At 60.2% G+C, this 20,434-nt stretch carries 18 protein-coding genes; 4 read left to right on the plus strand and 14 right to left on the minus strand.

Annotation, left to right across the window (positions count from 1 at the left end):
* Positions 1-95: 95 nt before the first annotated feature.
* The 5 genes from ACA058_RS18415 to ACA058_RS18435 all read right to left on the minus strand — a co-directional run bounded on the left by ACA058_RS18415 (position 96) and on the right by ACA058_RS18435 (position 6,927).
* Complete coding sequence (locus tag ACA058_RS18415) at positions 96-3,194, minus strand: error-prone DNA polymerase (protein WP_497635306.1); 3,099 nt, start codon at positions 3,192-3,194, stop codon at positions 96-98.
* Complete coding sequence (locus ACA058_RS18420) at positions 3,170-4,585, minus strand: Y-family DNA polymerase (protein ID WP_497635307.1); 1,416 nt, start codon at positions 4,583-4,585, stop codon at positions 3,170-3,172. The genes ACA058_RS18415 and ACA058_RS18420 overlap by 25 nt, the downstream gene beginning before the upstream one ends.
* Positions 4,586-4,592: 7 nt before the next feature.
* Entirely contained in the window at positions 4,593-5,210 is a 618-nt protein-coding gene (imuA, locus tag ACA058_RS18425; protein WP_497635308.1) for a translesion DNA synthesis-associated protein ImuA, read from the minus strand.
* Positions 5,210-5,827 carry a transcriptional repressor LexA gene (gene lexA / locus ACA058_RS18430; RefSeq protein ID WP_497635309.1) on the minus strand — a complete coding sequence of 206 codons (618 nt, stop codon included), beginning with the start codon at positions 5,825-5,827 and terminating at the stop codon, positions 5,210-5,212. Before lexA ends, imuA begins: the two co-directional genes overlap by 1 nt.
* A 185-nt stretch (positions 5,828-6,012) precedes the next feature.
* Positions 6,013-6,927 (minus strand): LysR family transcriptional regulator, encoded by a 915-nt coding sequence (locus tag ACA058_RS18435; protein ID WP_497635310.1) that lies wholly within the window; start codon positions 6,925-6,927, stop codon positions 6,013-6,015.
* 103 nt (positions 6,928-7,030) lie between these two features.
* Here ACA058_RS18435 and ACA058_RS18440 point away from each other — a divergent pair, with 103 nt between their 5' ends.
* From ACA058_RS18440 to ACA058_RS18455, 4 genes are all read left to right on the plus strand, one after another.
* Positions 7,031-8,773: an amidohydrolase gene (locus ACA058_RS18440; RefSeq protein WP_497635311.1), complete on the plus strand. Its 1,743-nt coding sequence runs from the start codon at positions 7,031-7,033 to the stop codon at positions 8,771-8,773.
* Between the two features lie 111 nt (positions 8,774-8,884).
* Positions 8,885-9,622 (plus strand): TorF family putative porin, encoded by a 738-nt coding sequence (locus ACA058_RS18445; protein ID WP_497635312.1) that lies wholly within the window; start codon positions 8,885-8,887, stop codon positions 9,620-9,622.
* A gap of 476 nt (positions 9,623-10,098) precedes the next feature.
* Complete coding sequence (locus ACA058_RS18450; RefSeq protein ID WP_497635313.1) at positions 10,099-10,842, plus strand: ABC transporter permease; 744 nt, start codon at positions 10,099-10,101, stop codon at positions 10,840-10,842.
* Positions 10,842-11,561, plus strand: a complete 720-nt coding sequence (locus ACA058_RS18455) for an ATP-binding cassette domain-containing protein (protein WP_497635314.1) — start codon at positions 10,842-10,844, stop codon at positions 11,559-11,561. The genes ACA058_RS18450 and ACA058_RS18455 overlap by 1 nt, the downstream gene beginning before the upstream one ends.
* Positions 11,562-11,656: 95 nt before the next feature.
* Here the strand turns inward: ACA058_RS18455 and ACA058_RS18460 are convergent, their stop codons facing one another.
* The 9 genes from ACA058_RS18460 to ACA058_RS18500 form a co-directional block, all read right to left on the minus strand.
* Positions 11,657-11,932, minus strand: a complete 276-nt coding sequence (locus ACA058_RS18460; RefSeq protein ID WP_497635315.1) for a DUF971 domain-containing protein — start codon at positions 11,930-11,932, stop codon at positions 11,657-11,659.
* Positions 11,929-12,891, minus strand: coding sequence for a HEAT repeat domain-containing protein (locus ACA058_RS18465; protein WP_497635316.1), 963 nt, complete (start codon positions 12,889-12,891; stop codon positions 11,929-11,931). Before ACA058_RS18465 ends, ACA058_RS18460 begins: the two co-directional genes overlap by 4 nt.
* Entirely contained in the window at positions 12,888-13,736 is an 849-nt protein-coding gene (locus ACA058_RS18470; RefSeq protein ID WP_497635317.1) for an ABC transporter ATP-binding protein, read from the minus strand. The genes ACA058_RS18465 and ACA058_RS18470 overlap by 4 nt, the downstream gene beginning before the upstream one ends.
* A complete protein-coding gene (locus tag ACA058_RS18475) occupies positions 13,736-14,518 on the minus strand; it encodes an ABC transporter permease (protein WP_497635318.1) in 783 nt (260 codons plus the stop codon). The genes ACA058_RS18470 and ACA058_RS18475 overlap by 1 nt, the downstream gene beginning before the upstream one ends.
* Positions 14,519-14,667: 149 nt before the next feature.
* On the minus strand, positions 14,668-16,074 hold the full coding sequence (locus ACA058_RS18480; protein ID WP_497635319.1) for an ABC transporter substrate-binding protein: 1,407 nt from the start codon (positions 16,072-16,074) through the stop codon (positions 14,668-14,670).
* Positions 16,075-16,184: 110 nt separating this feature from the next.
* Positions 16,185-16,430, minus strand: coding sequence for a 4Fe-4S dicluster domain-containing protein (locus tag ACA058_RS18485; RefSeq protein WP_007946457.1), 246 nt, complete (start codon positions 16,428-16,430; stop codon positions 16,185-16,187).
* A 26-nt stretch (positions 16,431-16,456) separates the two neighbouring features.
* A complete protein-coding gene (locus ACA058_RS18490; RefSeq protein WP_497635320.1) occupies positions 16,457-18,187 on the minus strand; it encodes a fumarate reductase/succinate dehydrogenase flavoprotein subunit in 1,731 nt (576 codons plus the stop codon).
* Positions 18,184-18,936, minus strand: a complete 753-nt coding sequence (locus ACA058_RS18495; RefSeq protein ID WP_497635321.1) for a GntR family transcriptional regulator — start codon at positions 18,934-18,936, stop codon at positions 18,184-18,186. Before ACA058_RS18495 ends, ACA058_RS18490 begins: the two co-directional genes overlap by 4 nt.
* Before the next feature lie 374 nt (positions 18,937-19,310).
* Positions 19,311-20,369: an IS110 family RNA-guided transposase gene (locus tag ACA058_RS18500; protein WP_497639851.1), complete on the minus strand. Its 1,059-nt coding sequence runs from the start codon at positions 20,367-20,369 to the stop codon at positions 19,311-19,313.
* Between the last annotated feature and the right edge of the window lie 65 nt (positions 20,370-20,434).

The raw sequence follows: 20,434 nt of genomic DNA on the forward strand, positions 1-20,434 counted from the left end.
TGCATTCACTGGTTTTACGACGGCTTCGCCGCCGAGCGGGGATAAATCCCCTCGCCACAAAAAGCTCCACCACCACATAGCACCATCGCCACAGGTCAGCGGAAATCGCGACTGCGCACACTGATGCCGTCCAGTAGCGGGCTCAGGTCGCTCAAGCGCCCGGCAATCAAATGCCGCACCTCCCCCTCCTTCTCCCAGCGCCCATCCACCTTGAGCAACTGCGAGCCCACCAGCACCTGGCGCTGGCGCTCCGCCAGGTCGCGCCAGACCACCACGTTGACGTTGCCGAACTCGTCTTCCAGGGTGACGAAGGTCACGCCACTGGCGGTGCTCGGGCGTTGTCGCCCGGTCACCAGCCCGGCGACGCTGACCGGTCGCCCATGCTCCACATCCAGCAACTCCTTCGAACTGCGGCAGCGCCGGGCTTTCAACTCACCGCGCAACAAGGCCAGCGGATGCGGCCCGAGAGTGGTGCCGAGGCTGTTGTAATCGGCCAGCAGGTCCTCACCGACCGTGGGTTTGGGCAGCGCCACCGCGCTCTCCTCCTGACGGGGCAGGCCGGCAAACAGGCCGAGCTGCTTTTGCACCCCCGCCACTTCCCAGCGCGCTCGATGCCGGTCACCGGCCAGCCCCCGCAATGCACCGGCATCGGCCAGTTGTTCCTGGGCGCGAGCATCCAGGCATGCCCGTTCGCCAAGGTCGGCGATGTCGGCAAACGCGCCTTTCGAACGCGCCGCCTCGATGCGCCGGGCATCGTCCTCGCGAAAGCCCTTGATCATGCGCAAACCCATGCGAATCGCCGGTTGCGCACCGGCAATCGGTTCGAGGCTGCAATCCCAGTCGCTGGCCCGCACGTCTACCGGGCGAATCTGCAAATGGTGACGGCGCGCGTCCTGCAGAATCTGGTCCGGGCTGTAGAAACCCATGGGCCAACTGTTGATCAGGGCACAGGCGAAGGCCGCCGGTTCGTGGCATTTCAACCAGCAACTGGCGTAGGTCAGCAAGGCAAAACTGGCGGCATGGGATTCGGGAAAACCGTAGCTGCCAAAGCCTTTGATCTGCTCAAAAATCTGCGCGGCGAATTCCGCGCTGTAGCCTTTTTTCTTCATCCCGGCGGCCAGGCGATCCTTATGGGGTTCCAGTCCACCATGGCGTTTCCAGGCAGCCATGGAGCGGCGCAACTGATCGGCTTCGCCGGGGCTGTAGTCGGCGGCGACGATGGCGATCTGCATCACTTGCTCCTGGAATAGCGGGACGCCGAGGGTACGTTTCAACACCTCGCGCAACTCTTCGGAGGGATAGCTTTCGAGTTCTTCCTTGTTTCGGCGCCGCAGGTACGGGTGCACCATGCCGCCCTGAATCGGACCGGGGCGAACAATGGCCACCTCGATCACCAGGTCATAGAACTCGCGGGGTTTGAGCCTGGGCAGCATCGACATTTGTGCCCGGGACTCGATCTGGAACACGCCGATGGTGTCGGCGCGGCCAATCATGTCGTAGGTCAGCGAGTCTTCGGAGGGGATCGTCGCCAGACTCAAGTCCAGGTTGCGATGACGACGCAGCAAATCGAGACAACGACGAATCGCGCTGAGCATGCCCAGCGCGAGGATATCGACCTTGAGCAGGCCGACCGCGTCCAGATCGTCCTTGTCCCACTGGATGATGGTGCGCTCGGCCATGGCGGCATTTTCCACCGGCACCAGACTGTCCAGGGGATGCTCGGAAATCACGAAACCGCCGGGGTGCTGGGACAAGTGCCGGGGGAAACCGATCAGTTGTCGGGTCAAACTCAACAACCGGCGCAGCACCGGGCTCTCGGGATCGAAACCGCCTTCACGCAGGCGCTCCACGGGCGGTGCTTCATCACTCCAGTGACCACAGCAATCGGCCAGGGCATTGATCTGGTCCGGCGGTAAACCCAACGCCTTGGCCACATCGCGCACGGCACCGGCTGCGTGGTAGGTGCTGACCACGGCGGTCAACGCCGCGCGGGTCCGCCCATAGCGCTGGAACACGTACTGCAAGACTTCTTCGCGGCGTTCGTGCTCGAAGTCCACATCAATATCCGGCGGTTCGTCGCGCTCCCTGGAAAGAAAGCGCTCGAACAGCATGTTCATCCGGTCGGGGTCGATCTCGGTGATGCCCAAGGCGAAACACACCGCCGAGTTCGCCGCCGAACCTCGGCCCTGACAGAGAATTTTCTCGCGCCGGGCGAAGGCGACGATGTCCTGAACGGTAAGGAAATAACTCTCATAGCCCAGCTCGGCGATCAGCCCCAGTTCCTTGTCGATCAGCCCGCGCACCTTCTCGCTTGCACCCTGGGGCCATCGCTCGCGAATGCCACGCTCGGTCAATTCCCTCAGCCAGGACGCTGCGCTGTGTCCATCGGGCACCAGCTCCCGCGGATACTGATAACGCAACTGACCAAGATCAAAGGTGCAGCGCCGGGCTATGTTCAGGGTTTCGTCGAGCAAGGCTGGCGGATAGAGCTCGCGCAACACATCGAGGCTGCGCAGGTGCCGTTCGCCGTTGGGGTGCAGGCGCAACCCGGCATCGGCCACCGGCAAGTGATGACGGATCGCGGTCATGGTGTCCTGCAGGGCACGGCGCCCGCGCGCATGCATGTGCACATCGCCGCTGGCCACCGCAGGAATTCGCAGTTCCCTGGCCAACCCCAGGAGATCGTCCAGTCGCCGGGTATCGTCCTGACCGCGATGCAGCTGGACCGTCAGCCACAGCCGTTCGGCAAAGGCGTGCTTCAACCAATGGCCCTGTTCAACGTCATTGACCGCGTCCGGCACCCACAGCGCCAACAGCCCTGGCAACGGTTCGCCGAAGTCTTCGCGCAGCACTTGATACTGACCTTTCTGCGTACGGCGTCGGGCCCGGGTGATCAGTCGGCACAGCGTCTGGTAACCCTCGAGGTTTTCCACCAGCAACACCAGTTTTGGGCCATTCTCGATGCGCACTTCACTGCCGATGATCAGTGGCAGCTCCACGGACTTCGCCGCTTGCCAGGCGCGGACGATACCGGCCAGGGTGCATTCATCGGTGATCGCCAGGGCCTGATAGCCCTGTTTTTTCGCCCGTTGAAACAACTCGAGGGCACTGGAAGCACCGCGCTGGAAACTGAAGTTCGACAGGCAGTGCAGCTCGGCATATTCGGCGTTCATGCGAACCAGCCCTGCAGCCACAACGGACCACCATCGCCCACCACCCGGTAGGCCCAACCCTGCTGGCCGGCACGGGTTTCGATCAGGTAGTAATCACGACGCACGTCATCGCCGTCCCACCAGCCGGACTCGATGCGTTCCGGTCCCATGAGGATGCGCGTCGAGCCTTCGTGCACCGCCAGCGGCTCGGTCAGCAGCCAGCCCGGGCGCTGCACGGTCGGCAATCGCGCGCAGGGCTGATTGTCGGCACTGGCCTGCCACGCGCACTCGGGCCGGTGATCGGCCTGAAAGCGCAGGCCATGCACCGCGTCATCCCCCAGCCGTGCGCGCAGGCGCTCGCGCAGTTGCTCCCAGGGCAAGGTCTGCTGCGGGCGATCGTCGAACAGCTCCTGGAACTGCGGCACGAAGCTCGGCAAGTCTTCGGCGCGCAGACGAAAACCGCGCACCGGGGCCTCGACCTGGACTTGCTCCAGCCGCCCCCGAGCCAGTTCGAACAGCATCGCCGGGTCACGCTCGGCGCTGAGCAGGCCGACCTTGATAACCGTATCCGGCAATCCGGCGTGCTCCAGGTGCAGGTCGAAACGCTGCACACCGCTGTCCCGGCCGCACAGGAACGCCGACAGATCCCCCGTCAATCGACGCAACGGAAACAGCAAGGCCTGATGAGATTGCACATCGAAATTGAGCTCGATGCGTACATCGAAACGGTCCGGCGGCAGGTAGAACGCCAGCGCCAGACGTCGTGTACCCAGCAAGGCATCCAGGTGCTTGAGCACTTGGGCCTCGAAACGCCGGGCCAGGCTATTCCGGGGCAACGCCTGCACTTGATTCAAGGTGCGCAGGCCCATGCGCGACAATGCCGTGGCGACGCTGGCCTGCAGCCCGATGCGGTCGACGGGCAATTGCCCGAGGTGATGCTGCAAGGCTTGCTCGTCGGGCACCACCAGGCCGTCATAGGCGTTGGCCAGCATCCGCGCTGCCACCGGATTGGGCGCGGCGACGATGCGGTGACGAAAGCCCAGTTCGCCGAGTTCGTTGCGCAGTCGCGCCTCAAATTGCGGCCAGGCACCGAACAAGCCCAGGCTGGACTCGATTTCAAACACCAGCGCCCGCGGGTAATGCACGCTGACCTGGGAACTGAAGCGATAGGCCCAGGCGGCCAGGAATTGCTGCCAGTGTTCGATGTCGGTGACGTCGTACTCGGCGGTGGCAAAGCCCTTGCTCAAGGCCTGGGCGGCGCTCATGGACTGGCCGCGACGCAGACCCAGCGCCCGCGCCGGGCCGTTGACCGCCTGCAGCACCCGACGCTGGGCCGGGCCGGTCAGCAGCGCCAGCGGCTCTTCGGGGTCGGCGCGCTGACGCAGTACCGCGTCCAGCGCCAATTGTGGGAACAGAATACAGACCCAGCGCATGGCAACCTCAATGCCCCACGGCGAAGGCAATCGGCCCCGAGCGGGCCAAGCCGCCGCGGCACTTGAGTATCCGCAGTTGCGCAGGCTTGGCATCGATGGCGATGCGCAGGGCCGCCGGCGACGGGTTGATCGCTTCGCTAAGCGAACGATAGGCGAACGCCAGGGTCGAGCCGGTTTCCGCCGCCACCTGCAAGCGGCGCAAGGCGCGGTCATCTGCCTTGTGCGGCCAGCACAACACCGCGCCACAACTGCCCGAACGCAGGCATTGCTCCGCCGCCCACAACGCATCGCGCTCGCTGGCCTGGATGATCGACAACTGGCGCAGATCGACCCCGGCGTTCTGCCAGGCCTGGGGGTATGGCACGTAGGGCGGTGCCACCAGCACGATGCGCTCGCCCGCCGACGACAGCCGCGCCAGCGCCGGCCACACCAGTTGCAACTCGCCCACGCCCTGCCCGGCCAGGAGGATTTCCGTCAGCGCCGCCTCAGGCCAGCCGCCCGTGGGCAGCGCCGCATCCAGTGCGGCATGCCCGGTGGGTTGCGGGCTGACGGCCGGGGGCGCAGGCCGGCCCTTCCAGACCTGGCCGCCATTGAACAGCGTATCCAGCGCAACGACGGCACCCATCAGCCTTGCCTCACCAGACCGCAGAACACCCCTTCGATGGCCAGGTCTTGATCGGCTTCGACGATGATCGGCTGGTACGCCGGGTTGCGCGGTAACAGGCGGACCGTCTCGCCGCCCCGCTCAAAGCGCTTGATGGTGACTTCGCCGTCGAGTCGCGCCACGACAATCTGGCCGTTGACGGCCTCGGGGCTGCGGTGCACACCCACCAGGTCGCCGTCGAGAATCCCGTCCTCGATCATCGAGTCGCCGCGAACCCGCAGCATGTAGTCCGGAGCCCTGGAGAAAATCGCCGGATCGAGCAGTAAGCGGCTATGGACCTCGGCATCGGCACCGATCGGCGCACCGGCCGCCACCCGGCCAAGCACCGGGATGTTCAGCAGCTCGGGGCGCGGTGGCTGCCCGAGCAAGCGAATGCCCCGAGCCTGATGCGGGTTGACCTCGATAAACCCGGCTTCGGTCAGTGCCAGCACATGCTTGCGCGCCACGCTGCGGGAGGCAAAACCGAACGCCTCGCTGATTTCAGCGAGGCTCGGGGACTGACCGTGCTCGGCGATGCGCTCGCGGATAAAGGTCAGGATGGCGGTACGGCGGGGAGTCAGAGTCGTCATGGAGTACATTTGTACTCTTTCCGTATTTTCCTGGCAAGGACTTGCAGGAACCGCCGGTCGACGCGTTATTGTTCACGTCCATCGCGAGCAAGCTTTGCTCCTACAGGAGGACGGTGGTGTTTACAAAATTCAGGCACGTCACCAATCCGTTGTAGGAGCAAAGCTTGCTCGCGATGGCGGCGTGTCAGCCGACATCAGTGTTGGGTATCAGCCAGATACGCTGCGATGTAATCGATAAACGCCAGCACCTTGGCCGTGGCCCGCCGATGGCTGGGATACACCGCCAGGATGTGCGGACCAAAGCTGTCCGGGTCGATGTCGTAGTCGGCCATCACCCGCACCAGTCGCCCATCGGCGATGTACGGCGCCGCGCTCCACAACGGCGTATGCAACAAACCACGCCCGGCCAAAGCATTGGCCAGCAACAAATCGTAGTTGTCGCTGCGCAACCGTGGCGACTGGGGCTGCGGCAGGCTCAAGCGCTGGCCGTCGCGCTCGGCCCACCAGAATTCGCGGCTGAGCAACGGGTGGCGATACAGCAACCATTCGTGGTCGTCGAGGGTTAGCGGGGTAACTGGTAGCCCCTTGCGCGCGAGGTATTCAGGGCTGGCGCACAGCGCCAGGCGATTGCTGCCGACCACGCGAGCGATCAACCCCGGCAAGTCGTCATGACCTTCGCGCAACGCCAGGTCATGGCCGCTCTCCAGCAGATTGACGAAGTCATCGCACAGGTCCACTTGCAGGTTGATCTGCGGATACTGCTCAAGAAAACCGCCACACACCTGATCGAGAAAAGCCTGCCCATAGGCCAGCGGCGCGGTGATTTTCAGGCTGCCGCGCAGACCGTGTTGCAACTGCTCGATTTCTTCGCCGGCCTCGTCCAGACGCTGCAACACCTGGCGCGCAGTTTCCAGGTAGAGCCGGCCGGATTCCGTGAGCAAAATCCGCCGGGTACTGCGCTCGAACAAACGCGCGCCTAGTTCTGCCTCAAGGTGATTGACCGCTTTGGTCAGGGCCGACGGGGTCTTGCCCAATTGCTCGGCGGCGCGACTGAAACTGCCCAGTTGCGCCGTGACCACGAACATGTTCAGTGCACCCAACTTGTCCATACTTTTTCCATTCAGGCAAAAACGTTTTTCGTGAGCGAGGCATTCTGCCGAGCGCACCAAGCCACTAATCTGGCCATCAGACGCAATAACAAGGAAACATTCAATGAAAAGATTCATCCCGAATCTCTTGATGCTGGCAGTCAGTTTTGCCTCGTTGGAAGCCATGGCGGCGACTGACCTGGTGCTGTTCAACGGCAAGATCTTCACCGCCGACCGCAACCAGCCCAAGGTTCAGGCGCTGGCGGTACAGGACGGCAAAGTGTTGCAAGTCGGTAGCGATGCGCAGATCAAAGCCCTGATAGATTCGGGAACCAAGGTCATCGACCTGGGTGGCAAGACCCTGATGCCCGGTCTGATCGACAGCCACTCCCACGCGATTTTCGGCGGATTGGAGATGGTTTCGGCCAACATGGAAGACGAAGTGGTAGACCTCGATGAGCTGGAAAGACGCCTGCGGGCATGGCGTGACGACGGCAAGGCCAGGCATGACGATGTCCTGAACGTGGCCGGCATGAGCTCGGCTTACTGGGCGCAGGCCGAAGCCTTGGGCAAGAAATTCAACAACGGCGAATGGGCCGACGTACCGGTGGTATTCACCGGCAGCGACCATCACACGGCCTGGGCCAACAACGTGATGCTCAAACGCGCAGGCATTGATGCAGCGCTGCTGAAAAAACTGCCAGACGCCGAGAAAGACACCATCGGCAAACTCGCCGATGGCAGCCCCAATGGATTTCTGGTGGACGCCGGTTGGGACCGGGTTGCCTCGAAAATGCCGGTTCCGAGTGCCGCCGATATGCTCAAAGCGGCGCAAACCGCCGTGAGTTACAACAACAGCCTCGGCATCACGGCGTGGATGGACCCCGCCGCCAACGCGGCTCCCGGCGAGCCGGTGTTTGCAATGAAGCCTACGGAGAAAACCGTCGGTGTGTTGCCGGTGTACAAGGCGTTGGCCGAGAGCGGCGGCATGACCGCCCACGTCGCCGCGCTACTGGTGGCCAATTCGAAAAGCGTTCCCGCCGATCTCGACACCCTGGACAAGGTCCGCCAACAGTTCCAGGGCATCCCCAACCTGACTCTGCCCGGCATCAAGATCTTCGCCGACGGCGTGATCGAATACCCGGCGCAAAGCGCAGCGATGATCGATCCGTACAGCAACTCGCACAAACCGGGCGAATTGTTGATCGATCCGAAGCACTTCGGTGAGCTGGTCAGCGCCATCGATCAGCGCGGCTGGCTGGTGCACATCCACGCCATCGGCGACCGCGCGGTACGCGAATCGCTGAACGGCATCGCCCAGGCGCGCAAGGATCGGCAGAGCGGCGTGACCCACTCCATCACGCACTTGCAGATCGTCAATCCGAAAGAGTTCGCCCGCTTCAAACCGCTCGACGTCATCGCCTCGATGCAACTGCTCTGGGCCAGCGGCGATGAATACACCCTGGACATGATCAAGCCTTACATCAGCGCCCAGGCGTTCCGTTACCAGTACCCGGCGCACTCGTTGCTCAAACAGGGCGCGACCATCGCCGGGGCCAGTGACTGGGCAGTGTCTTCGCCCAACCCGTGGAACGCCATGGCCCAAGCCATCACCCGGGAGGGTCCGCTTGGGGTACTCAACGCCGATGAACGCATCGACCGCGAAACCATGTTCTACGCCTACACCCTCAACGCCGCCCGCACCATGGGCCTGGACAAACAGATCGGCTCGCTGAGTGCCGGTAAACAGGCCGACTTCATCGTGGTCGACCGCGATGTGTTCAGCGTCGATGAGAAAGCCCTGAACGATACCCAGGTGCTGCAGACCTGGTTCGCCGGCCGTCAGGTCTACGCACAAACCCTCTAGTAAAAAACTGCAACGCCTTCCCTGCCCGACCTCGTGTTTCTCGACACGAGGCACTGCGCAGCCTTGCCCGACATCTGCCCATAACAATCACAATAGCGGGAAGTCCCCCCCATGAAAGCTTTCACCCTGTTCGCCCTCGGTTCCTTGAGCCTGCTGCCCTTGAGCAGCCAGGCCGTGCCCTTGAACGATGATTTCTCGTTGTTGATGGATGTGACCCTGGCCAGCGACTACCGCACCCGCGGCATCTCGCAAACCCAGAATGATCCGGCCCTACAAGGCTCCATCACGCTGGCCCACAGCAGCGGCCTGTACCTGGGCGCGTGGAGTTCCAACGTCGATTTTGGCGGTGGCCTGAAAACCCGGCAGGAAGTCGATTACTACGCCGGTTGGCTGTGGCAGGCCACCGATGACGTGAGCCTCGACCTGGGCTATCTCAAATACTCGTATCCGAAAGAGAGCCAGTTCAATCAGAGCGAGGTCTACGGGATTCTCAGCGTCTATGGGGTGAAACTCGCGGCTTATTATTCCGACGATGCGCCGGGTATCGACAGCCAACAGAACTCGCTCTACAGCTACGTCGGTTACGAAACTGAATTGCCCTACGAAGTGGGCTTGAAACTGCGCTATGGCCTGATGGACTTCAAGGACCCGCACCTATATTCGAGCTCGGGTGAAGCCGAGGATTCGTACCACGAATGGGAGGTCAAGCTGACCCATGAACTGGCGGGGGTGATGCTGGGCCTGAGCTATATCGACACTGACCTGTCGAAGAGCCAGTGCATCAGCAATTGGGGCTTCGATGACGTCTGCAGCGCAACCGTAGTGGCTAGCGTCAGCAAAACCTTCTGAGTCCCCACTCTGTAGGAGCCAGCTTGCTGGCGATTTGGCCTTTGAATCTTGCGCTGAATTTAGGATTGCCAGCGAAGGCGGTATTCCGTTTTTCACTCCTGCAGATTGACTTATCCAAAAGCGAGAACTACCGCCTGTCGCTTTGTTGAAAAAAAAGAGAAATTCAAAAAAGTAACCGCTTATCAAAAAAAGAAAATCGCACATTTAGTCCTACAGAAAATCTTTATCTACGCCAGCATAGTTTCTTCTCACCGCCAAAAAACTAAAACTCAGTTTTTTAAAGACTTCCAAAGCCATATCTCTAAAATTCACACCCCCACTACCAAAACGAACAATTTTCACTTCCTAAAATCATGTAAGACCCGTCCTGAAATCCAAAAGAAACTTCCTACGACGCAAAATTCCACCACTTGCACGTGGCAAATACAACGAGTAAAAACCAAAAAGATGACTCCGTACCCGTAGAGAAATTGATCATGACCAAAAACATCCTCCCCAGAGTTCTATCCCTAACACCCATATTTATCAAAGAACAACTAAAAGAACCAATCGCCTTCTTTTGGATCATGATATCACCCTGTGCAATGTTCTATTTTTTTGCAGTAACCAGGCAAGACCCGAACTATTTTCTGAAAAACTACACATCGATATCAGCATGGTTCTATGCCTACATTTCATCTAGCGTCGCATTGTTTGGTTTTGCTTTCTACATCATCGGAAGAAGAGAAAGCGGATTCACCCGGTCATTTATCTACTCCCAGGATTCGAAACTGATTTTTCTGTTATCGCACTTTTTTGCATACTCTTTGATTTCAATAGCATATTGCACAACTTTTTACCTGACAACCAAACTTCCATTTGGACACTATGCCGCAGCGGAGCTATTGAATATCGCGTTACGCTTTTACATTTGCTTCATCATGTTTTGCGCTTTCGGCGCAGCATTTTCATTGCTGCCAATCAATTTCCAAAACTCGAATACATTGCTGTCCATTTTTTCGTTCTGCATGCTGATTCTCGGCGTGGTGAGTACCAGTACAGCCAACTACATCACCGACAGTTTAAATCTTGCAAATCCTCTAACACTTGCAAGCCACTTAATGGAGCAAGGCCTTGAATCCAACAAGTTCATTACGGGAACAATAATTACTGTATTTATCATAACGCTGCACAAAACTTTCAAGCGTCTAAGAATCAACCCCGTGTGGAGTCGATACTAATGAAAACATTCAAGGCGCAAGGCATTGATTTCGCCTACCCAGACAAAACCCTTTTGACCCAAGCTTCCCTCGAAGTATCTCAAGGTGAAATTGTCGGCATTCTAGGACCCAACGGATCAGGCAAAACGTCTTTTTTTGACATTGTCTGTGAACTTAAAAAAGCAAACTCAGGCTTGATAAAAAACGACTTCAGTCACTTTCTATACCTCTCTCAAATCATTAGCACTCCCCCGCCGCTTCGCATGCGTGATATTTTTAAAATGGTGACTGCACTGTCTTCAAGTGAACCCATGACACAAGACAAAACCTTGAAAAAACTATCTGCTTGGAGCCCTGCGATAGTGAGTCGCTACCAAGACATATGGAACAAAAAATCGGCGCTGTGCAGTTACGGAGAAACACGCTGGTTCTTTACCCTCACGCTCCTTTCAATGCCTGCAGACTTCGTGATTCTCGACGAACCTACCGCAGGTGTAGATCCGGAGTTTCGTCACTATATTTGGCAATGCCTTCACGGCGCGGCAAAGGAAGGCACTGCCATTCTGGTTTCTTCTCACAATGTTGAGGAGGTGATCAGCCACTGTGATTATTTCTATATGATCAGCCAACAACGCTTCAATCGCTTCGCCAATGGAAATGAATTCATGCATCGGTATGGAACAAAGACTGTGGATGACGCGTTTATCCGAGCCGTTACTGAACCTGTATTCGCAGCATAGGCCACTGTAGGAGCTGCCGCAGGCTGCGATCTTTTGATCTGTTTTTCTTAAAAACAAAGTCAAAAGATCGCAGCCTGCGGCAGCTCCTACAGAGTTCAGGTCATGATGGAGAGATAAGCCCATGGATAGATCCCCCGCGCATGCCCATCACTGAACACCAATTGCAACCCATACCCCTGCGAATTCACCTGGATCAGGCGTACGCGGGCGTCGACCATCGGCGGCGTCCCCCGCAAACGAAACGCCCGGCATTGCGAACACGGGCACTGGCGGCGCAACTCGGCATGATCCAGCCACTGCTCGCGGCCGTCCGGCCAGTTCAACCGCAGCAGTTGCCTGCTGCGCGAATTGCCGATGGCCACCGGGTTCATTGCAGCTGACTCAGGGCAATGCGCACGGCCTTGCGCACTTCCGGATCACCATCGTCCTGCGCGGCCAGCAGTGGTGCGATGGCGCCTTTCTCGTTCAACTCACCGAGGGCCAGGGCGGCTTCCTTGCGCAGGTTGCTGATGCGGTGGCCGAGGGTTTCGATCAGCGGGTCGAGCGCCGGGGTGTAGCGCAAGCGACCGAGGCTGCGGGTGGCGCGCAGGCGAACTTGCCAGTAATCGTCGCTCAAGGCTTCGACCAAGGCCGGGCCGGCGTCGATGTGTCCGACCTTGCCCAGGGTGGTGGCGGCTTCTTCGCGCACTTGCCAGGCCTGGTCCTGCAATGCCTGGCGTAATGCCGGCAGCACCTGTGCGTCAGATGCCAGGCCGAGCGCACCGGTGGCGGCGCGGCGTACTTCGGTGTCCGGGTCATCACTGGCCAGGCGCGCCAGGGCCGGCAAGGCATCGAGCTGTTTGAGCCAGCCCAGCACACCAACGGCTTCACGACGGACATTGGCGTCCTGATCGCCCAACGCAAACAGCGCCGCCGAGGCCGCCTCTGGATAGCGCAACTCGCGCAAGGCCCTGAACGCAGCAATGCGCACGCCGATGTCGGCATGCCCGGTCCACGGTAGAATCACCCTTCCTGCCGCTCCGCTCTTGAGCAGGCTGAGGCTTTGCGCGGCGGCAGCTTGCACCGTTGCGGATGGATCGGTCAGCGCCTGGCACAGCGCTTCAACCACGGGTTCATCCTCCCAGGCTTCCAGCAACCGCGCGGCTTCGGCGCGGACTTCTTCGGCCGGGTCTTCAGACAGTCGATTGACAAGCCACAGCAGGCCATCCGGTTCTTCCAGGTCGGCCAGGTCGATCAAGGCGATGCGGCGCACGCCGGCATCGTCGTCAGTCAGGCGCGGTTGCAGGACGAGAATGTCATCGTTATCGGTTACATCGAATAGTGAGGTCATAGGGCAAATCGCGGCAGTTTGTTTTCTGGGGGAAGTCCGAGAGGGTTCAGGCGGGGAAGCTGCCGACCATCTTCGTGACGCAGTAACTCAAGGCAGTGACGCTTCAAGCGAGAAAATTCATGGCTCGTCACCAGTTCGGTGGTGCGTGGCCGGGGGAAATCCAGGCGCAGGTCTTCGATGATTCGGCCGGGACGCGTACTCATGACCAGCAGGCGATCAGCAAGGAACAGCGCTTCGTCGATGTCATGGGTGACGAACACCACGGTGGTGCGAATCCGCGTCCAGATCTCCAGCAGCAGTTCCTGCATGTTCAAGCGGGTCAAGGCATCGAGGGCGCCGAACGGCTCGTCCATCAGCAACAGGCGCGGTCGGTTGACCAGCACCCGGGCGATTTCCACCCGCTGCTGCATGCCACCGGACAACTGATCCGGCCAGCGTTCGGCAAAACCGTCGAGGCCCACCAGCGCTAGGATTTCATCGGCGGCCCGGTGCCGTTCGGCTTTGGCGATGCCGCGCATTTTCAGGCCGAAGGCGACGTTGTCGCGTACCGTGCGCCAGGGAAACAGCGTGTGTTGCTGGAACACCATGCCGCGTTGCGGCGACGGGCCGGACACCGCCGTGCCATCGACCTTGAGGCTGCCAGCACGCGGTTGCAGGTGACCGGCCAGGGCACCGAGCAAGGTGGACTTGCCGCAACCGGACGGCCCGAGGATGCAAACGAACTGCCCCGGATCGATCTGGCAATCGAGGCCCTGCACAGCTTCAAAAGCGGCACTGCCCTCGCCCAGGCTGATCGACAAACCGCGGATATCGATCCGCCCTTCAGGCTGTTGAATAACGCTCATCAGGCTTTTCCTCGTGGTCGATGCCAGGGCGTGAACACGCCGCCCAGGCGTTTGATCAGCAGACTGCTGCCCATCCCGAGTACGCCGATCAGCAACATGCCGACTACGATGTCAGGGTAGTTCTGGATGGTGTAGGACTCCCAGGTGTAATAGCCGATGCCGTATTGGCCGGAGATCATCTCGGCGGTCACCAGGCAAAACCACGACGTGCCCATGCCGATGGCCAGGCCGGTGATGATGCTCGGCGCAGCGCCCGGCAGGATCACTTCCAGCAGCATCGCCCGGCGCCCTGCCCCGAGGCTTTTCGCCGAGGCGATCAGCCGTGGGTCAACGCCTTCGACGCCATGCACAGTGTTGAGCAGAATCGGGAACAAGGCCCCGGTGAAGGTGATGAAGAACATCGACAGCTCGGACGAGGGAAACATCAGGATCGCCAGGGGAATCCAGGCCACGGCGGGGATCGGGCGCAGCACTTCCAGCGGTGGGAGCAGCAAGTCTTCGGCCCATTTCGAGCGACCGATAGCCAGGCCCAGGCTGATGCCGATGATCAGCGCCGCGAGGTAACCGACGAACACCCGGCTGAGGCTGCTGCTCAGGTGTTGGGCGAGTTTGCCGGAGTCGCCGAGGCCCAGCGCCGCTTCAATCACGGCAAGCGGTGTCGGGACGTTGGCGAAGGTCACCAGGCCGAGGTTCCAGTGGTGACTGGCGGCGAGTTGCCAGAACAGCAGGCAGAGCAGCAGTGAGGCGGCTCGGGGGATCCAGCGGTTAAATGATCCGTTCACAATAATTCCTCTCAACCGGAATCCCTGTAGGAGCGAGCACGCTCGCGATGGTCGTCAACGATAACGCTGGCAACCTGATGCCCCGAGTCGCCCTCGGGTTCTTCGCGAGCGTGCTCGCTCCTACAGGGTGGATCGTGGTGTTCTGGGGGTTAGCGGACAGCAACGGCTTGCGTGGTGGCATCGGTGAAGTCGAACACCTTGCCGCCTTGGGCCGTGGCGAATTGCTGGGCCTGGCCTTTCAGCAGAAACGCGCTGAGGCGCCCTTTCGCATCACTGGCAAACCACGCCTGATCCGCCAGCAACTTGATCCCGCTGTCGCTCGCCTGGGCATACACCGCGCGGATGTTCTTGCCTTCCTGCTTCAGTGCAGCCAGCGCGGTGAATGCCGCTTGCGCCGAGGCGTACTGACGGACTTTCGGCTCGCCGCGCACCCAGATCTCGGCCACATGGCTGAAGTCGGTGATGGCCTTGCCGCTCGACGCATCCACCGCCTTGAGCGGCGTCTGCTTGTAATCCGCAAGCTGCACTGTGTAGTCCAGGTTCGAAGCCTTGAACGCGGCGCGGATGTACTGGTCGTCAATGAAAGTATTCAGATCGAGTCCGCGATCGGCCTTCTTCAGCAACTTGAGGGTGTCGATGGCAGTGCCGACGGCCTGGCGGTATTCCGGTTTCCAGCTCAGGTCGCGTGTCTGCACACCGAGCGGACCGTGGAACAGATAGTTGACCTCGGCATCGACCCCGGTGACTTTGGCGATCAGTTCGCTGTACTTCTCCGGCTCGGCGGCGAGCAACTGGTTGGCCTCGATACTGGCGCGCAGGTAGGCGACGACGATTTCCGGGTACTTCTTCGCGTAGCTCTGATCGACCAACGCACCATGGAAAGTCGGCGCGCCGGCCTGGGAACCGTCGTAGATCTTGCGTGCGAAACCGCGGCTCGGGAACAGTTCGGCGAACGGCACGAAGTCGGCGTGGGCGTCGATCTTGCCGGCCTGCAACGCGGAGCCGGCGACCTCCGGCGGTTGGGCGATGATGTTCACGTCTTTCAGCGGATCCCAACCCTGGGCCGCCACGGCCCGCAGCAACATGCCATGGGCGGTGGACGCGAACGGCACGGAAATGGTCTTGCCCTTGAGTTCGGCCAGCGATTGCACGCCCGATGCACTCGGCACCACGATGCCATTGCCGCTGCCCTTGGTGCTGCCGGAAAGCACGCTGATAAACAGGCTGTGCCTGCCCGCCGCTTCAAACGCCACGCCGTTGAACGAACCGGGGAAATCGGCCATGGCGCCAAAATCGAGCTTGCCGGCGACCATCTCGTTGGTCAGCGGCGCGCCACTGGTGAAGTTCTTCCACTCCACTTCGTACTTGGCGTCCTTGTATTGGCCGTCGTGGGGCAGGTATTTGTCCAGCAGGCCGAGTTCGCGAATCAACAGGCCGCCGGCGGCGCAGTTGATCGTGGTGTCCTGGGTGCCAATGGCGATGCGGATGGTTTCGGCCGAGGCCGACAAGGTGAATGAAGCCAGTACCAGACCGGCCAAAGCTGCACGCAACATCATGAGTGTTTCCCCTCGAATCATTTATAGGATGTTCGTCTCCGCCACGATCAGGGCGTGGTGGGAAACGAGGGGTGTTTTTCAATTCAGCGTCCGGTGTTGCCGGGTGGCTTTTAACGCAACAGGTACGGGATCTCGACTTTCACCGCCCCGGTCGGGCAGTCCTTTTCACAGGGCATGCAGTACCAACATTCATCGAATGCCATGTAGGCCTTTTGCGTGGCCGGGTTGATCGCCAGCAAGTCCATCGGGCACACGTCTACGCACACGGTGCAGCCCTTGTGGGCGATGCAAAGGTCCTCATCGACTGTGACGGGGGCATTGGAGCGAAAGAATATTTCCTGGGGTTGATAGGCCATGTTCGGTCTCTCTTTTATGGACGGCATCACGCCGCGGCGGCACCGACCCGCAACCGGTCGTAGGCCTGCATTTCATCGGCGTCGAGCGGGATGATGTAAGGCTCGACGGCTTTCTTGAAACTGGTCATCACGCCGTTCTCACCCTTATTCAGATGGCAATGGCAGAACCAGTCGCTGTCGTTGCGCTGCGGGTGGTCGACGCGATAGTGGTAAAGCCCCCAACGGCTTTCGGTGCGAAACAACGAAGCGCGGGCGGCCATTTCGGCGCAGTCGCGGATCATGCTGACTTCCATGGCGCGCATCAGTTCGTGGGCGTTATGGGCCTTGATCTGATCGAGGTCACGCTGGATGTCGCTGAAGCGTTGCAGGCCGATCTGCATCTTCTTGGTCACCTTCGGCGGTTGCAGGTAGTCGTTGACGAAGCGCCGCAGCTTGTACTCGACCTGGGCCGGTGGCAGACCGTGTTCGCGGTCCAGCGGTGCGTAGACTCGCTGTTTTTCGATTGCGATCTGCTCGGCATCCAGCGCTGAAAATTCGCGTTCGGCGACAAAGTCCGCCGCATTGTTGCCGGCAAACCAGCCATAGGTGAACGCACCGAGCATGTAATTGTGCGGCACCGCGGCCATGTCACCTGCCGAATACAGGCCCTTGACCGATGTCTCGGCCTTCTCGTTGACCCACACTCCCGACGCCGAATGCCCGCTGCAAAAACCGATCTCGGAGATGTGCATCTCGACCATCTGCGTGCGGTAATCGGTACCGCGATTGGCGTGGAACTGGCCGCGACTCGGTCGCTCGTTGCTGTGCAGAATCTCTTCGATGTTCTGGATGGTTTCTTCCGCCAGGTGATCGAGTTTGAGGAACACCGGGCCGTTGCCGCTTTCCAGTTCCTGATGGAACTCCCACATCATCTGACCGCTCCAGTAGTCGCACTCGATGAAGCGTTCGCCCTTGTTGTTGGCGGTGTAGCCGCCCAGCGGGCCGGTGACGTAGGCGCAGGCCGGGCCGTTGTAGTCCTTGATCAGCGGGTTGATCTGGAAGCATTCCAGGTTCGCCAGTTCGGCCCCGGCGTGATAGGCCATGGCGTAGCCGTCGCCGGCATTGGTCGGGTTTTCGTAGGTGCCCATCAGGTAACCCGAGGACGGCAGACCCAGACGCCCGGCGGCACCGCAGGCGAGGATCACGGCTTTGGCCTTGATCACGTGGAAGTCGGCGGTGCGACAATCGAAGCCCATCACGCCGTTGACCGCACCCTCTGTGTCGGTCAACAACCGGGTGCAGACCAGGCGATTGGTGATGTTCACCCGTGCCCGTTTCAACTGACGGTAGAGCACTTTCTTGATGTCGTGCCCTTCCGGCATCGGCAGCACGTAGGCGCCCATGTGGTGGACCTTTTTCACCGCGTAGTTCCCGGTCTCATCCTTCTCGAACTTCACGCCCCAGCGGTCCAGCTGTTCGATGGTCTCGAAACTGTGGGTCGCGTAGGCATACACCGCGGCCTGATTGACGATGCCGTCGTTGGCGATGGTGATTTCCTTGGTGTACTGCTCCGGCGTCGAATGGCCGGGGATGATCGCGTTGTTCAGGCCGTCCATGCCCATGCTGATCGCGCCGCTGCGCTTGACGTTGGCCTTGTCGATCAACAACACGCGCAGATCGCGGTTGCGCTCCTTGGCCTTGATCGCCGCCATGGGCCCGGCGGTGCCGCCGCCGATCACGACGATGTCGTATTCCTGTTCGAGTGTCGTTCGGGTCATGCCTGCGCCCCTTTTTGCCGGTCGATCCGCAAGCGGTACTGGAAGGCATCGCCACGGTAATAAAGGTGTTCGAAGTCCACTGGACGGCCTTCGGTGTCGTGGGTCAGGCGCTCGATGCGCATGATCGGCGAGCCGGCCTCGACGTTCAGCGCGTGGGTCAGGTCGCTGTCGGCCAGCACCGCGTCGATGGCCAGGTCGGCGTGTCCGAGGGCCAGGCCGCAGTCGTTTTCAAGGATCAGGAAAATGTCGCGGGTCACCAGATCGGCCTTCTCCAGTCGTTCGCCGATGGCTTTGGGCAGGTAAGTGATTTCCAGCGAAATCGGCTCGCGGTTGATCAGGCGTACCCGCTTGATCTGAGCCACAATCTCGCCTTCGGCGACCTGCAAGCGTTCGGCGACCAGCTTGTCGGCGGCGATGAACTTGAAGCTGCGCAGGCGGTTTATCACCTCGTAGCCGCGTCCGGTCATGGATTCGGCCAGGCCTTGCAAGGTGCTGACGTTCTGGAAGGTTTTCGGTTTGGCGACGAAGGTGCCCTTGCCGTGAATCTTGAAGATCAACCCTTCCTTCTGCAGATCGCCGAGGGCCTGGCGCACGGTGATGCGGCTGACCTTGAACAGTGCGCCGAGCTCGCTTTCGGAAGGCATCTGGCTGTCTTGCGGGTATTCACCGTCGAGAATGCGCGCACGCAACACATCGCGCAGCTGGGTGTGCAGGGGAACGCTGTTGAGGGATAGAACGTTATCGGTCATGAAGATCACTTGTCATAACGAGTTATGACGTGATCTTAGAGTTCTAAGGAAGGGCTTGAGAAATACTGTTTGAGTATAACGTTAGATGGAGATCAAAAGATCGCAGCCTTCGGCAGCTCCTATGTATGGACTCGCCCCCACTGTCTACCCGCTTTTGAAAAACTGTCGCCCCGTTGCATCTATGTATCAGGCCTATTCATGGAAGCCGTCTTCGGCATCTGGCCAAAATTGGAAGAGCTCGTGGTATGCCGATTACAGTCAGGCCTCGAAGGCCAGTAGGAGCTTAGGCATCAATCCACGCCGGTCTTACCTGGGGTCAATTTTTTTCAACAAAGGGTCGGACAGTCAGTACCTCGGTGGCAGAACTCTGTCGCTCAGTGGCTCATCGTCGCTTGCTGGCCATCACCAGCGTGGCGACGATAAGTCTGATCATTCTGTAAAAGCACCCAGACGATTCGCAGGTTGCGGTTGGCTAGCCTGATCGCAGCCTCCTTACGGCCCAGCCGGCTCATCCAGCGCAACAAGCGGCGGTCATCGGGTTGCTGGGAATCAGGTCGTAGTTGTTGCAGCACCGCATGGGCTCCCTGGATCATCAGGCTGCGTAAATAGACATCACCTCGCTTGGTCATGCCCCCCAGCCGGACCGTCTGCCCGCTACTGTGCTGGTCAGGCACCATGCCAAAGTACGCGGCAAACTTGCGGGCATTGGGAAATCGCTCAGGCTTGCTTTCCTTGGCCACCAGTGCCGTGGCAGTGACTGGGCCGATGCCGCGCACAGTCATCAGTCGCTTCGCCGTCATGTCGGCGTTGGCGGCCACTTCCAGGCGTCCCGTCAGCACGCTGATGCGCTCGCCCAAATGGCGCCACTCGGCCAACAGTTCGTCGATCAGTTCACGCAGCAGGCCCGGCACCGGCTGGGTAGCATCCTCCAGTACCCGCGGTATTTTCTGGCTGATCGCAACATCGCCCTGCGCCAAAGCCACGCCGTGCTCGAGCAGCAGGCCGCGCATCTGATTACTGACGGCCGTGCGTCGACGCACATAGCCCTGACGAGCGCGATGCAACGCCTGCATTGCCAGTGCCGCAACGCTTTTGACCGGTACTGCGCAGATTTTTTCATCGCGACCCGCCCGCAAAATCGCCAGTGCATCGTTGCGATCATTTTTAGGCCCGCTGCGATGGGTGGCCACCAAACCGGCTGGAAGAATCCGCGCCAGGTTGCCTTGGTCTTGCAGCTGCCGGGCCCAGGCTTGAGCACCCGGACCGGTCTCCATCAAAATCACGACATGAGGCGGCAGCTGCCGGAGAAACTCATAAAACGCCTCACGCGACTTGATCCGCTGCTCGTAGCGCACTTGGCCAAGGACATCTTCACCGGCGACCTGAAAGACCTGCTTGGCCAGATCCACCGCTAAGGTTGTGCAGGCCGACAAATCGGAAGAAGACAGGGATTGATCAATCGAACTATGATTTTTCATGGACTCGCCCTCGCTGTCGT

The sequence above is a fragment of the Pseudomonas sp. LBUM1649 genome, assembly GCF_059716155.1.